Source organism: Pelomonas dachongensis, assembly GCF_043555865.1.
GTDB classification, from domain to species: Bacteria; Pseudomonadota; Gammaproteobacteria; order Burkholderiales; family Burkholderiaceae_C; genus Pelomonas; species Pelomonas dachongensis.
Map to the genome: position 1 here is coordinate 252,765 of NZ_JBIGHY010000001.1, position 13,651 is coordinate 266,415.

Consider the following 13,651-nt stretch of genomic DNA (forward strand, 5'->3'; position numbering starts at 1 on the left):
CCCGACTACTCCGTGACCTTGACGCCTTTCCAGAACGCATAGCGGCCCTTGATCTCGGCCGCGGCGGGCAGCGGGTCCGGGTAATACCAGACCGCGTCGGTGTTCATCTCGCCGTTGACGAGCAGGCTCAGGTAGCGGGCCTCACCCTTCCATGCGCAGCGCGTGACGTGGTTGCTGAAGCTCGTGTACTGCTTGTTCAGCGACTCGGCCGGGAAGTAGTGGTTGCCTTCGACGACGACGGTGTCGTCGCTTTCCGCCAGGGTGATGCCGTTCCAGACTGCCTTCATCGAGGGTCTCCTTGAAAATGGGTTGGATGAAACGCTACCACTCCTACCTCGGCCGCGACATCGTCGTCACCGCCGGCAGCGCCCGCGACCTGCAGCCGGGCCAGTTCGGCGTGCTCGCCATCGACGGCGGCGCGGGCGGCTGGTCGGTCGTGCATAAGGGGCCGGACGGCGATGTGATGGAGCTGAACAACGAGATGCACTTTGAGCTGCCGGAGGACGCGCTGGCGTTCGCGAAGGAGCTGATCGACCTGATGGCGTCCGGAGGCGCCGAGGCATGAGGGCGCTGTTCGTCGCGGCGCTGTCGGCGTTGGTGCTGTTGCCGCCGCCGCCCGCACGGGCTGCGGGTGATCCCGCGGCCGGCCGCAAGGCGTTCGCGGCCTGCATCAGCTGCCACCAGGCCGGCCCTTCCGCGCGGCACGCTTTCGGGCCGCAGCTCAACAGCCTGGCGGGTCGCAAGGCTGGCACGCTCGCAGGCTATGCCTATTCGCCCGCGCTGACGTCGTCGGGCCTGGTGTGGAACGAGGCGACACTCGCCGCCTATCTGCGCGACCCCAACGGCCTGGTGCCCGGCACCAAGATGCGCTTCTGGGGCGTGGGCATGAACGAGCGCAAGGCGGCGGATTTGCTGGCGTATCTGGCGGCCGCGCCGCAACGATGAAGGACCCGGCTTGATGACGCTGCATAGAGCTGATGCCGTGCGTCGTTTGATGCGATGGGCGAGGTGCAGCGTCGCGAATCTGCTCCTCGGCGTTGCACTGGCAGTGCTGGTGTTCGACATCTTCACCGTACGACCCTGCGTGGCTCGAATCGAGCAGGTGATTGCCACCGCCCATCCTGACGAGCGCAACCCCTCCGCTGCGTTGCAAGAAATGATTCATCGCGCCCATGGAGATCGGCTGGAAGGCTTGGTCGCGCGCGATGCCGTCCTCTCCTCGATGCGAGGGGGCGAACGGATGCAGACCTTGCCCAGGGTCCTCACCGAGGCCGGCGTTGCGATGCTGCTGCCCTGGCATTTGTCTGAGGCGCAGCTGGAGACGGCCTATCTTGCGTCCAGCTTCATGGGCACGGGCGTTCGCGGATTCGCTGCGGCGTCAGCACGCCATCTCGGCACGCATCTGGCGCTTGTCGACTTGCGCCAGGCGGCCCACTTGATGGCGATTGCGCATGCGCCTTCGTTCTCTCTGCAAAACCCGCAGCGGCTGGGGCAACGCGTCCTGTGGTTGCTGTCACGCCCGTCGTCGACAGGGCAGCCGTGATCGACAACAAACCGGCACATTCATCGTTACGCGTCGTTTGCGCCACCTGCAACTGAAGATTGACCTCATGGCCCGCTCGGCCCACCGCCGCGGTGCCAAGGCACCTCTACTCCGGTGCGGTTCACGCGGGCCTTCGACTTCGGCAGGCGGGCGATTCTGCCGCTGGTGAATCTCGAAGACGGACGATCCATTCACCTGTCATGCCCGCCCAACGCTTCAATGTTTACGGCCACCTGTTCGACATCGAGCGCAAAAGCGGTCGGTGGTCTGTACTGGCGGTCGGCAACGACGAAAAACGCGCGCCAGCCGGTAGCGTCATCCCGGAGTTCGTGGCGGAAGCGGAACTGGAGCAGTTCCTGTTCGAACTGTTCCACGAGCGGGCGGCGCATAAGAAGGGCGGCATCAATCGTGTGCAGCCGTAGTTGGGGCCGCGCTGTGCCGATCCGTTGGCCACGACTTCCCGCCGCACGTTTCGCGTTGGGCCTCGTCGTTTCTGCGGCGGTGGAGATTGCGCTGGTCTTTTGAGATCCCCAGCGGCAGGTTTCAGACCTGCCCACCCGCCTTCGCCCCCTTGCCCTGCAGCACCGGCGCATCCGGCAGGCCCAGCAGGTCCGCCGCCAGTGCCTCGGCCACCTCGATGCCGTCCACGCCGGCCGACATGATCCCGCCCGCGTAGCCGGCGCCTTCACCCGCCGGGAACAGTCCGCGCACGTTGAGGCTCTGGTAGTCGCGCCCGCGGTTGATGCGCAGTGGGGATGACGTGCGTGTCTCCACGCCGGTCAGCACCGCGTCCGGGCGGTCAAAGCCGCGGATCTGACGGGCGAAGGCCGGCAGCGCTTCGCGGATGGCTTCCAGGCAATACGCCGGCAACGAGCCGTTGCTCTTTTGCTGCAGGTCCGTCAGCGTCACGCCCGGCTTGTAGCTCGGCACCACATCGCCAAATGCCTTGCTGACCTGGCGCTTGATGAAGTCGCCCACCAGCGAACCCGGCGCGAGGTAGCCGCCGCCGCCCAGTTCGTAGGCCCGGCTTTCCCACTGGCGCTGGAAGGCCATGCCGTCCAGCGGGTTCACGGGGCTGCCGTCGCGTTTGCCGTCCTGGCGGTAGTCCTCGGGCGTCAGGCCCACGACGATGCCGGCATTGGCGTTGCGCTCGTTGCGCGAGTACTGGCTCATGCCGTTGGTGACGACGCGGTTCTCTTCGCTGGTGGCGGCCACCACCGTGCCGCCGGGGCACATGCAGAAGCTGTAGACCGAGCGGCCGTTCCTGGCGTGGTGCACCAGCTTGTAGTCAGCCGCGCCGAGGATGGGGTTGCCAGCGTTGGCGCCGAAGCGGGCCGCGTCGATCAGGCTTTGCGGATGCTCGATGCGGTAGCCGATGGAGAAGGGCTTTGCCTCCATGTGCACGCCGCGCGCCTGCAGCATCTGGAAGGTGTCGCGCGCGCTGTGGCCCAGCGCGATGACCACGTGCGTCGTGTCGATCTGCTCGCCCGATTCCAGCTGCACGCCCCGAACATGCTTCCCATCGGCGCCGTCCTCGATGAGCAGGTCCGTCATCTTCTGCTGGAAGCGGATCTCGCCGCCCAGCGCCTCGATGTCGGCCCGCATCTTGATGATCATGCTGACCAGGCGGAAGGTGCCGATGTGGGGCTTGCTGACGTAGAGGATTTCCTCCGGCGCGCCGGCCTTGACGAACTCCTGAAGCACCTTGCGCGTCAGGTGGCGGGGGTCGGTGATCTGGCTCCACAGCTTGCCGTCCGAGAAGGTGCCAGCGCCGCCTTCGCCGAACTGCACGTTGCTCTCGGGGTGGAGCTTTTGCTCGCGCCACAGGCTCCAGGTGTCCTGCGTGCGCTCGCGCACTGCCTTGCCGCGTTCCAGCACGATCGGGCGCAAGCCGATCTGCGCCAGGATCAGCGCGGCGAACAGGCCGCAGGGGCCGAAGCCGACGACAACCGGACGCGGGCCGGTGTGCTCGCCCACCTGGGCCAGGAAGTGATAGCCGGTGTCTGGGGTGGCGCGGACTTGGTGGTCGCCAGCAAAACGGGCCAACACGGCGGCTTCGTTGACGCCGTCAGCCAGCGTGCAGTCCAGCGTGTAGACGAGCTGGATGTCGCTGCGTTTGCGCGCGTCGTAGCCGCGGCGGAAGACGTGGATATCGGTAATGTCAGCGTCGACAAGCTTCAGCCGGGCGAGCACCGCAGGGCGCAGCGCGTTCTCGGCATGGTGGAGCGGGAGGCGGAGTTCGGTGATGCGGATCATGGCAGTCAGGTCAGTTTCTAGCCGACAAAACAAAACAGGCCCGTCAGGGCCTGTTCATCGCGATCTTCAGGCGTGTGCCTGAAGGATCAGCCCGAATGCGGGCGCTTGCCCGGGTTCTTCTTGGAACGGGTGTGGGCACCGCGCTCCAGGCTGCGCAGCTGGCCCTTGGGGGCCGTGAAGGTCACGCCCTTGGGGGCGGCGGGACGGGGGGAGGCGCGGCGGTCCGCTTCGGTGACGATCTTGTTGCCCATCAGTGGCTCCAGTAAAAACAAAAGCCCACAGCAGGGGCAAAACGACGAAAGGGCGCGATTTTAGCCTGTAAGGCCCTTCGGCGTCAGCCTTCGCTCCAGCTGGCCAGCAGCAGGCGCGCCGTGGACACGTTGGTGGCGCAGGGCACGTCGTGCACATCGCAGGCGCGCACCAGCGCGTTGATGTCGGGTTCATGGGGCTGCGGCGTCATCGGGTCCCGCAGGAAGATGACGCCGTCGAGCTCGCCCACGGCCAGCCGCGCGCCGATCTGCAAGTCGCCGCCCATCGGGCCGCTGAGCATGCGCTCGATCTCCAGCCCGTGCGCGGCAGCCAGCCTGGCGCCGGTGGTGCCGGTGGCCATCAGCGTGCAGCGGCGCAGCAGCGGCAGGTGGTCGGCGGCGAGGGCGATCATGGCGTCCTTGCGTCCGTCGTGGGCGATCAAAGCGAGTCTCATGGGGCAGGCCGGGCGGCGTCGTGCGGGAGCAGCCACGTTACACGCAGTCCGCGCCCTGGTCGCAGCGCGGGGCTCGTTAGGCCGGGAATGCTCGCTTCGCGGCGCGCATGCCCTGCGCGCCGCGTTCAGCCGGGCGCGACGGACAAGCGCAGCTGCAGCTCGCGCTCGGGCTGGCCGGTGGCGTCGCGGCTGCTGACCGTGCCGCGCGGCGCGGGTGCGTCGGCGCCGCCCTGGCGGGCCACCGTCTGCCAGCGCTGCAGCGGCAGGTCCAGCACGGACTGAAACTGCTGGCCGTCCGCGTCGACCTCAAAGGCCACGCGCACCGGCGCCTCGCCGCCGGGCCATGTCGGCGTGACGGCGAAGCCCTGCGTGACGATGTGCTCCACCGGCCGCGGGCTGGCGTAGACGCGCTGCCGCGTGCCGGCGCGGGCGCCGTGATCGAGGGCGACGGTGAGGTCCGTCTCCCAGCGCAGCGGCTCGCGCGTCTGCAACTGCAGGCCAGCGCGTTGACCGTTCAGCACCGACAGCCGCTGCACTGGTGGCGGGGCGGCCGGCCGTGTGGACGTGACCACGCCCGGCCAGCGCGGCGACACGGCGCCGGCCGTGCCGATGACCACCGCGCCATCGCGCACGCCGGCCTGCGCGGCGCCGGGCAGCTGCGAATCCACCCAGCGCAGCTCCACCAGCAGCGTCACGGCCGGCGGCGCGGCGGCACAAAGCAGCGGGGCGGCGAACCAGGGCATCAGGAGCAGCAGGCGGCGCTTCATGCGCTGGAGCTTAGTCCCGGGCGGTACTCGGGCGCGCCGGCAAAAGCCGTGCACCGAACAGGTTGATCGCCAGACCGGCCAGCACGAGGGCCGCGGCCGTCAGCTTCCAGCCGGGTAGCGGCTCACCCAGCAAGAGGCTGGCCGAGCCCATGCCGAACACCGGCACCAGCAACGCCATCGGCACGATGCGCCCGGCCGGGTGGCGGGCTAGCAGCCAGCTCCACGCGCCGTAGCCGAACAGCGTGTTGCCCAGCGCCTGCCACAGCACCGCACCCCAGGTGCCCAGGTCCGACGCCGCCACGCCCGCGGCCATCTGCTGCGGCCCGTCGATCAGCAGCGCCAGCACCAGCAGCGGCGGCACGGCGAACGCGCTGCTCCACACCACGTAGGCCAGCATGTCGATGCGGCCGGCGCGCTGCGTCAGCAGATTGGCGCAGGCCCAGGAGAACGCGGCCACCAGCACCATGACGATGCCCAGCGCCGTCGTCGAGCCATCGGTGTGCGCGACGATGACGCCAACGCCGCCGGCCGCCAGCGCCAGGCCCAGCCACTGCGCGCCCAGCACCTGTTCCTTGCGGATGCGTACGGCCAGCAGCAGCGTGAAGAACACCTGCGTTTGGACTACCAGCGAGGCGAGGCCGGGCGAGATCTGGCTGCGCATGGCCAAGTACAGCATGCCGAACTGGCCCACGCCGATCAGCACGCCGTAGCCCGCCAGGTTGCGCCAGCCCACCGCAGGGCGGCGCAGGAAGAAGCAGGCGGGCAGCAGCGCTAAGGCGAAGCGCAGCACGGCCAGCGTCAGGGGTGGCAGCGTGTGCAGCGCGTACTTGATAACGACGAAGTTGCTGCCCCAGATCGCAACGACGGCGAGGGCCAGCAGCAGGTGACGCAGGGGGAGGGCGGCCATGCAAGACGCGGGTGGGTGGGCGTGGGCGGCCGACTATGCCAGCGCCGCCGGCCCGGGCAGCGCGCGGTGCCTGGGGAAGTTCAGCCTCGGCCAACCAGGCCGTCGACCACCTGCCGGGCGTCGCGCAGTTCGGCGCCGGACTGGCGGCGGTACAGCTTGATGGCCTCGATGCGGCGTTTGGGGTCGCGGGCCAGGGCGCGCACCTCGAAGCTGGGCTCGGTGTCTGGCACCAGGCCCAGGTGGCGGATCAGTTCGGCCTGCTGGGCCTGCAGTTGGCTCACGCGGCGTTCGACACGCAGCACGGCATTCAGAACGATGAAGCCCATCACGACCAGCGCCAGCAACGCAATCTCCATGGTCTGTCTCCCCGGTCTTGTGGTTAGGCCCAGGCTGCATTCTGAAACAGTCTGGGCCGCCGGCGCCAGGGCAGGCACCCCTAAATCCTGCGGACGATACGGGCGCTCAGCCGCGCCGTGCGGGCAGGTGGCCGCGGATGCCGCAGACCGAAGGGTCTCAGAACAGCTCGGAGCCGCCGTAGCTGGGGGCTTCCACCTCGCCGCGCTGGCGCAGGCTCTGGTAGTCGCAGACGCGGTTGCGGCCGGTCTTCTTGGCCTGGTACAGCGCGCGGTCGGCCCAGCTCAGCACTTCCTGAGGCAGGTCGTTGGGATCTGCCATGCTGAGGCCGATGCTGACCGTGACCTGGCCCACCTGCGGGAAGCCGTGGCGCTCGACGGCGCCGCGCAGCCGCTCCAGGATGGCGGTGGCGTCCTCGCAGTCCTTGGCGGAGAACAGCACGACGAACTCCTCGCCGCCGTAGCGGAACAGCAGGTCGGAGCCGCGCATCTCAGCCATCATCAACCGCGAGATCAGCAGCAGGACTTCGTCGCCGACGACGTGACCGAAGTTGTCGTTGACGTTCTTGAAGTGGTCGACGTCGATGATGGCGATCCAGTGCGTGCTGGCGGCCTGCACGCGCCGGCCGTCCGGCGAGCGCACGGGCTCGTCGGTGCGCGACAGGATGGTCCAGATGCGGTCGAAGCTGTTTTCCAGCGCCTGGCGGTTGAGCAGCCCGGTCAGACGGTCGCGCTGGCTGATGTCGAGCAGGTCGTAGTAGTTGGCGTAGACCTCCAGCACCCCCTTGACGATGGCGTCTTCGGTCAGCGTGACTTCGCGGTCGCGCGCGAACACCAGCACGCCGCAGATCTCGCGGCCGCCGAACAGCGGATAGGCGATCAGAAGGTCCTGCGTCTGGCTGCTCTTGCGGGTGCAGGGCTTGCCCAGCAGCCGCACGTTCTGCAGCATGCCCTTGATCTCGGGGTCGATGTTGGCTTCGTTGTAGATCTCCTCGTTGCGCTCGACGAGGCGGGCGATGCCGTCGGACTCGACAACACGAGACAGGTGGTGGTGCAGCACGCGCACCGCGGAGGTCAGGTCATCGACGCGGTACAGAGACGCATCCAGTACGCCGAGCATGGGGCACAGCGTCTTCAGCAGGCTCTGCTCCAGCAGGGCCGTGTCGCGGATGGACGTCATCTTGCCCAGCTTGTGCAGCAGGCTGGGGATCTGCATCTTGGGGGCGTCGTTCAGGCTCATGGGCGGGCTTCGGAGCAGCGTCCGCCGAGTCTAGGCCTGCGCGGTGCCGCGTGCCGCGTAACAGTCTTCAGCCGCCCTTCAGATGCCCCAGCGGCAGCGCGCCTCCGGCCTTCACCTCGCCCAGTGAAAAGCTGGTGTGGATGTCTTTTACGTTGGGCAGCTTCAGCAGCGTGTTGATGGAGAAGCGCGAGAAGGCGTCCAGGTCGGTGGCCATCACCTGCAGCTCGAAGGTGCCGGTGCCCGAGATGTAGTGGCAGGCAATGACCTCGGGCAGGCGGCGGATCTCGTCTTCCAGCGCCTTGGTGGCCTCGCCCGCGCTGCGCTCGGCATCCACGCGCACGAAGGCCAGCACGCCCAGACCGATCTTGCGGCGGTCCAGCTCGGCGCGGTAGCCGGTGATGTAGCCCTGCTCCTCCAGCCACTTGACGCGCCGCCACGTCGGCGCGGCCGACAGGCCGATGCGCTGGGCCAGTTCGGCATTGGACTGGCGCGCGTCGCGCTGCAACTCCGCCAGCAGCGCGATGTGATAGCGGTCCAGCGCGTCGGGCGTTGCCCCGTCGGTGCTCATGGTTTGCCCTGATTCCGTGGTTTGCGACAGGAAATGGAGTTTTTATGAAGATTGTAGAAAAGATGTTGCTGCAATCGGCGCCCTGCAGCGCGAATGAGAAAGCATCGCGCGCCATGCTTTTCCTACACTGGCCAGCCAGGCCCAGTTGGACCACACTGGACCTCAGCCCGCGCGCCGCCTCACAAGGGCAGGCGCGCCAGCCCACCCGAGGAGCACCGCCCCGATGAACGCCCCGCTGCCCGAGCACATCCTGAAGTCCCTTCAGACCGTTTCGCTCGACGACAAATATGCGCTGGACACCGGCCGTGCCTTCATGAGCGGCGTGCAGGCGCTGGTGCGGCTGCCCATGCTGCAGCGCACGCGTGACGCGCGTGTCGGCTTGAACACCGCCGGGTTCATCAGCGGCTACCGCGGCTCGCCGCTGGGCACGTATGACCAGGCGCTGTGGCAGGCCAAGAAGCACCTGGCCAAGCAGAACATCGTGTTCCAGCCGGGCGTCAACGAGGAACTGGGCGCCACCGCCGTGTGGGGCACGCAGCAACTAGACCTCTTCCCCGAGAAGGCCAAGTTCGACGGTGTGTTCGGCCTCTGGTACGGCAAGGGCCCGGGCGTGGACCGCTGCATCGACGTGTTCAAGCACGCCAACATGGCGGGCACATCCAAGCACGGCGGCGTCATCGCCATCGCCGGTGACGACCACATCGCCAAGAGCAGCACGGCCGCGCACCAGAGCGACCACGTGTTCAAGGCGGTGGGCTTCCCGACCTTCTTCCCGAGCAGCGTGCAGGACATCCTGGACATGGGGCTGCACGCGTTCGCCATGAGCCGCTTCTCCGGCCTGTGGGCCGGTATGAAGACCATCCAGGAGATCGTCGAGTCGTCCGCCTCGGTCAGCGTGGACCCGGACCGCGTCAACATCCTGATGCCCGAGGACTTCCAGATGCCCGAGGGCGGCCTGCACATCCGCTGGCCCGATCCGCCGCTGGAGCAGGAAGCGCGGATGATGAACTTCAAGTGGTACGCCGCGCTGGCCTACATCCGCGCCAACCGGCTGAACTACAACGTCATCGAGGGTCCCAACGACCGCTTCGGCATCATCACCAGCGGCAAGGCCTTCAACGACACCCGCCAGGCGCTGCACGACTTGGGCCTGGACGACGACACTTGCCGGCGCATCGGCATCCGGCTGCACAAGGTCAACGTGGTGTGGCCGCTCGAAGCCCAGGTGGCGCGCGAGTTCGCGCGGGGCCTGCAGGAGATCCTCGTCGTCGAGGAGAAGCGCCAGATCATCGAGTACCAGGTCAAGGAAGAGCTCTACAACTGGCGCGCTGACGTGCGTCCCAACGTGCTCGGCAAGTTCGACGCCGGTGACGGCGGCGAGGGCGGCGAGTGGAGCGTGCCCAACCCCAGCGACCACTGGCTGCTGCGCCCGCAGGCCGACCTGACGCCGGCCATCATTGCGCGTGCCATCACCAAGCGGCTGAAGAAGCTGGGCGTGGACAGCGACATCGTCGCCCGCCTGGATGCGCGCATGGCGGTCATCGATGCCAAGGAGGCGTCGCTGACCGCCGAGATGAAGACCGCCGGCGGCGCCGACCGCACGCCGTGGTTCTGCTCGGGCTGCCCGCACAACACGTCCACCCGCGTGCCGGAAGGCAGCCGTGCTGTGGGCGGCATCGGCTGCCACTACATGGTCACGTGGATGCCCGGCCGCAACACGGCCACGTTCACGCAGATGGGCGGCGAGGGCGTGCCCTGGACAGGCCAGGCGCCGTTCACGAACGAGAAGCACATCTTCTCCAACCTGGGCGACGGCACCTACTTCCACAGCGGCAGTCTGGCCATCCGGCAGAGCATCGCGTCGGGCGTCAACATCACGTACAAGATTTTGTATAACGACGCCGTCGCGATGACCGGCGGCCAGACCGTGGGCGAGCGCCCCGAGGGCCACACGGTGCTGCAGATCATGAACAGCGTGATCTCGGAAGGCGTGAAGAAGCTGGTCATCGTCACCGACGAGCCGGCCAAGTACGAAGGCGTGGCGCTGGCCGCCGGCGTGACGGTGCACCACCGCGACGAGCTGGACGACATCCAGCGTCAGTTCCGCGAGATCGAAGGCACCACCGCCATCATCTACGACCAGACCTGCGCGACAGAGAAGCGCCGCCGTCGCAAGCGCGGAAAGCTGGTGGACCCGGCCAAGCGCGTCGTCATCAACGAGCTGGTGTGCGAGGGCTGCGGCGACTGCTCCGTGCAGTCCAACTGCCTGAGCGTGGAGCCGCTGGAAACCGACTTCGGCCGCAAGCGCCAGATCAACCAGAACACCTGCAACAAGGACTACTCCTGCGTGAAGGGCTTCTGCCCCAGCTTCGTCACCGTGGAAGGTGGCGAGCTGAAGAAGCCCAAGAAGGACGCGCGCAAGAGCCCGTTCGACGCGGCGCTGCCGCGGCTGCCGCTGCCGGTGATCCCGAACGCCGAGGACGCCTGGGGCATCGTCGTCGGCGGCGTGGGCGGCACGGGCGTCATCACCATCGGCCAGCTGCTGGGCATGGCCGCGCACCTGGAAGGCAAGGGCGTCATCACGCAGGACGCTGCAGGCCTGGCGCAAAAGGGCGGCGCGACCTGGAGCCACATCCAGATCGCCAACACGCCCGAGGCCATCTACTGCACCAAGGTGGGCACGGCCGAGGCGGATCTCGTCATCGCCTGTGACGCCATCGTGGCTGCCAATAAGGCGACGCTGGCCGTCATGCGCGAGGGCCGCACGTATGTCGCGCTGAACACGCATGGCTCGCCGACGGCGACGCTGGTGAACGACGCCAACTGGAGCTTCCCGGGCGCGGCTTGCGAGGCCGCGGTGGGCAACGCCGTGGGCCGCGACCACCTGGGCGCGTTCGACGCCGAGGAAGTGGCAGTCAAGCTGGTGGGCGACTCGCTGTACACCAACCCGCTGATGCTGGGCTATGCGTGGCAGCAGGGCCGCATCCCGCTGAGCTACGACGCGCTGATGCGCGCCATCGAGCTGAACGGCGTGCAGATCGACAACAACAAGGTCGCGTTCGAGTGGGGCCGCCGTTGCGCGCACGACCTGAAGGCCGTGCAGGCAATGTATGCGGCGCAGGCCGTTATTCAGCTCGTCAAGCGCCAGAGCGTGGACGAGATGGCGGCTAAGCGCGTGGAGTTCCTGACTAGCTACCAGAACGCCGCCTACGCGGCCGAGTACAAGGCCTTCGTCGACAAGGTGCGCGCGGCTGAGGCGAAGCTGGGCTCCAAGACCACGCTGACCGAGGCCGTGGCACGCTACCTGTTCAAGTTGATGGCCTACAAGGACGAGTACGAGGTGGCGCGACTGCACACCGACGCCGCCTTCACGGCCAAGATCGCCGGCATGTTCGAGGGCGACTACAAGTTGGTGCACCACCTCGCGCCGCCGCTGCTGGCTAAGAAGAACAGCAAGGGCGAGCTGGTGAAGCGGCCGTTCGGCAGCTGGGTTCGCCCGGCGTTTGCGCTGCTGGCGAAGATGAAGGGGCTGCGCGGCACGGCGTTCGACGTCTTCGGCCACACCGAGGAACGCAAGATGGAGCGCCGCTGGATTGCCGACTACCGTGCCGGCATCGACAGGGCGCTTGCCCGGCTGACCGCCGAGTCGCTGCCCACGGCTGTCGAGCTGGCCCGCGTGCCGGAGGACATCCGTGGCTACGGCCACGTGAAGGCGCGCCACGAGCACGCGGCGCGGGCCCGGTGGGATGCGCTGATCGCCAAGGTCTGACCCGCGCGCTGCCCGCGCGGGGCTGGCCGGTTTGCCGGTCAATTGGCCAGCTCAAGGCCGCCAGGTGGTGTGCTGCAGGATGATCAGCCAGCGACCCTCGGAGCGCTGGTAGACGAAGCTATAGCGGGCCGTCCGCATCCTCGGTCGGCCGTCGATCTGCTCGGTGAACTCGCATTCGCCGGAGCGCACCGCCGTCTCGCCGAACAGCTTCAGGTTGCCCACGCGCCAGCGCATGCGCGCCGTGGGCCGCTGCGCCAGCTGTTCGAAGAACACGGGCAGGCCATCGCCGTCCAGCGGTACAGCGGAGTACTCGTCATCGGTGATCAACGCGCCCGGTGCGTACAGCGGCCGCAGGCGCTGCGGGTCGCGGCTGTCGTAGGCGGCCTGCCAGTCCTGCAAGGCCTGCAGCAGGTCGTTGGCGCAGTCACTGCCGGGCTGGTCGCAGCGCAGCGGCGCCGACGCAACCACCTGCGGCCGTGTCGTGCAGCCGCTTGCTGCGAGCATCAGCAGGCAGGCTAGGGCGGCGAGCGGACGCCGTGCGGGGGAGGTCAATGCCATGGGAGGGCCTTTCCGGTGTCGTTGAGTGCATTGAACAACGACTCGCGCGGCGACGCCTGCGCGGGAACACCAACGCGGCGCACAATTCCGGCCATGGACCTGCTGGCCGAGGCGCACATCCTGCCCATCGTCTTCCGTCGCCAGGACCTGTTGCTGGCGCCCGCGCCGCCGCGCCGCCGGCTGGCCGCCCTGGCACTGGCCGCCGCGCTGGCCGCCGGTCCGGCCGCTGCCGACGGCACCGTGCGCGCCTGCGCGCATCCGGCCGCGCAGCCGATGAGCTGGCAACACCAGGGCCGGCTGCACGGCGTCTGCATCGAGGCGGCGAAGCGCGCGTTCGCGGCGGCAGGCTGGACGCTGCGGGTCGACGACGTCGGCCCCTGGTCGCGCTGTCAAGCGATGGTCGAGCGGGGCCAGGTCGATGCGCTGGTGTGCGCCTTCGACACCCCGAAACGCCGCGAGTACGCCGTGGTGGTCGAACCGGCACTGGCCCGCAACGAGGCGGCGCTGTTCGTGCGCCGCGACAGCCCGCTGCGCTTCGAGCGCTGGGCCGATCTGGGCGGGCTGCGCATCGGCGTTGGCCACGGCGTCAGCCTGGGGGCGGAGGTGGATCGGCAACTGGCTCGACACGCGATGGTGGACAACGCGCTCAGCGAGGCGATGAACCTGCGCAAGCTGCTGGCCGGGCGGCTGGACGCGGTGGCCACGGCGCGCGAGGCGGGCGAGCAGATGCTGCGGGCGCAGGGCTGCGAGCAGCAGGTGCGGGTGCTGCCGCGCACGCTGGGCGGCGCGCCGCTGTACCTGCAGATCTCGCGTCAGTCGCCCGCCATCGCGGCGCTGCCCGCGGTGCGCGCCTACCTGCAGCGCCCGGATTACGCTGTCGAGTTGCAGCAGCTGCACGGCCAGCAGGCCGAGCTGTTCCGCAGCCAGAACCCGCCGCCGCCTCAGGCATCCTGCGCGCCCTGAGCCGCGCGAAAGCCAGGCTTCACC

General features: G+C 68.4%; 16 protein-coding genes. 6 read left to right on the forward strand and 10 right to left on the reverse strand.

Annotated features, from left to right (window positions below):
- Positions 1-5: 5 nt before the first annotated feature.
- Positions 6-287 carry a DUF427 domain-containing protein gene (locus ACG02S_RS01215; RefSeq protein WP_394468617.1) on the reverse strand — a complete coding sequence of 94 codons (282 nt, stop codon included), beginning with the start codon at positions 285-287 and terminating at the stop codon, positions 6-8.
- 26 nt (positions 288-313) lie between these two features.
- Here ACG02S_RS01215 and ACG02S_RS01220 point away from each other — a divergent pair, with 26 nt between their 5' ends.
- From ACG02S_RS01220 to ACG02S_RS01235, 4 genes are all read left to right on the forward strand, one after another.
- Positions 314-565, forward strand: a complete 252-nt coding sequence (locus ACG02S_RS01220) for a hypothetical protein (RefSeq protein ID WP_394468618.1) — start codon at positions 314-316, stop codon at positions 563-565.
- Complete coding sequence (locus ACG02S_RS01225) at positions 562-945, forward strand: c-type cytochrome (RefSeq protein ID WP_394468619.1); 384 nt, start codon at positions 562-564, stop codon at positions 943-945. Before ACG02S_RS01220 ends, ACG02S_RS01225 begins: the two co-directional genes overlap by 4 nt.
- A 13-nt stretch (positions 946-958) precedes the next feature.
- Positions 959-1,543, forward strand: coding sequence for a transglycosylase domain-containing protein (locus ACG02S_RS01230; RefSeq protein WP_394469291.1), 585 nt, complete (start codon positions 959-961; stop codon positions 1,541-1,543).
- A gap of 200 nt (positions 1,544-1,743) precedes the next feature.
- Positions 1,744-1,965, forward strand: coding sequence for a DUF7661 family protein (locus ACG02S_RS01235; RefSeq protein ID WP_394468620.1), 222 nt, complete (start codon positions 1,744-1,746; stop codon positions 1,963-1,965).
- A gap of 121 nt (positions 1,966-2,086) precedes the next feature.
- Here ACG02S_RS01235 and ACG02S_RS01240 read toward each other — a convergent pair whose 3' ends face one another.
- From ACG02S_RS01240 to ACG02S_RS01275, 8 genes are all read right to left on the reverse strand, one after another.
- Entirely contained in the window at positions 2,087-3,799 is a 1,713-nt protein-coding gene (locus tag ACG02S_RS01240) for an NAD(P)/FAD-dependent oxidoreductase (protein WP_394468621.1), read from the reverse strand.
- An 86-nt stretch (positions 3,800-3,885) separates the two neighbouring features.
- Complete coding sequence (locus tag ACG02S_RS01245; RefSeq protein ID WP_394468622.1) at positions 3,886-4,050, reverse strand: hypothetical protein; 165 nt, start codon at positions 4,048-4,050, stop codon at positions 3,886-3,888.
- A gap of 83 nt (positions 4,051-4,133) precedes the next feature.
- Positions 4,134-4,502, reverse strand: a complete 369-nt coding sequence (locus ACG02S_RS01250; RefSeq protein WP_394468623.1) for a methylglyoxal synthase — start codon at positions 4,500-4,502, stop codon at positions 4,134-4,136.
- Between the two features lie 125 nt (positions 4,503-4,627).
- A complete protein-coding gene (locus ACG02S_RS01255) occupies positions 4,628-5,269 on the reverse strand; it encodes a hypothetical protein (RefSeq protein ID WP_394468624.1) in 642 nt (213 codons plus the stop codon).
- Between the two features lie 10 nt (positions 5,270-5,279).
- Positions 5,280-6,176: an EamA family transporter gene (locus tag ACG02S_RS01260; protein WP_394468625.1), complete on the reverse strand. Its 897-nt coding sequence runs from the start codon at positions 6,174-6,176 to the stop codon at positions 5,280-5,282.
- A gap of 80 nt (positions 6,177-6,256) precedes the next feature.
- Positions 6,257-6,532: a hypothetical protein gene (locus tag ACG02S_RS01265; protein ID WP_394468626.1), complete on the reverse strand. Its 276-nt coding sequence runs from the start codon at positions 6,530-6,532 to the stop codon at positions 6,257-6,259.
- A 157-nt stretch (positions 6,533-6,689) separates the two neighbouring features.
- Complete coding sequence (locus tag ACG02S_RS01270) at positions 6,690-7,769, reverse strand: GGDEF domain-containing protein (protein WP_394468627.1); 1,080 nt, start codon at positions 7,767-7,769, stop codon at positions 6,690-6,692.
- Between the two features lie 67 nt (positions 7,770-7,836).
- Positions 7,837-8,337 carry an Lrp/AsnC family transcriptional regulator gene (locus tag ACG02S_RS01275; RefSeq protein WP_394468628.1) on the reverse strand — a complete coding sequence of 167 codons (501 nt, stop codon included), beginning with the start codon at positions 8,335-8,337 and terminating at the stop codon, positions 7,837-7,839.
- Between the two features lie 223 nt (positions 8,338-8,560).
- Between ACG02S_RS01275 and ACG02S_RS01280 the strand changes: the two genes are divergently transcribed.
- Positions 8,561-12,106 carry an indolepyruvate ferredoxin oxidoreductase family protein gene (locus ACG02S_RS01280; protein WP_394468629.1) on the forward strand — a complete coding sequence of 1,182 codons (3,546 nt, stop codon included), beginning with the start codon at positions 8,561-8,563 and terminating at the stop codon, positions 12,104-12,106.
- A gap of 51 nt (positions 12,107-12,157) precedes the next feature.
- Here ACG02S_RS01280 and ACG02S_RS01285 read toward each other — a convergent pair whose 3' ends face one another.
- Complete coding sequence (locus ACG02S_RS01285; RefSeq protein ID WP_394468630.1) at positions 12,158-12,664, reverse strand: DUF4440 domain-containing protein; 507 nt, start codon at positions 12,662-12,664, stop codon at positions 12,158-12,160.
- Between the two features lie 93 nt (positions 12,665-12,757).
- On the opposite strand from ACG02S_RS01285, the gene ACG02S_RS01290 reads away from it, so the two are divergent.
- Complete coding sequence (locus tag ACG02S_RS01290) at positions 12,758-13,627, forward strand: substrate-binding periplasmic protein (protein ID WP_394468631.1); 870 nt, start codon at positions 12,758-12,760, stop codon at positions 13,625-13,627.
- The last annotated feature ends 24 nt before the right edge of the window (positions 13,628-13,651 follow it).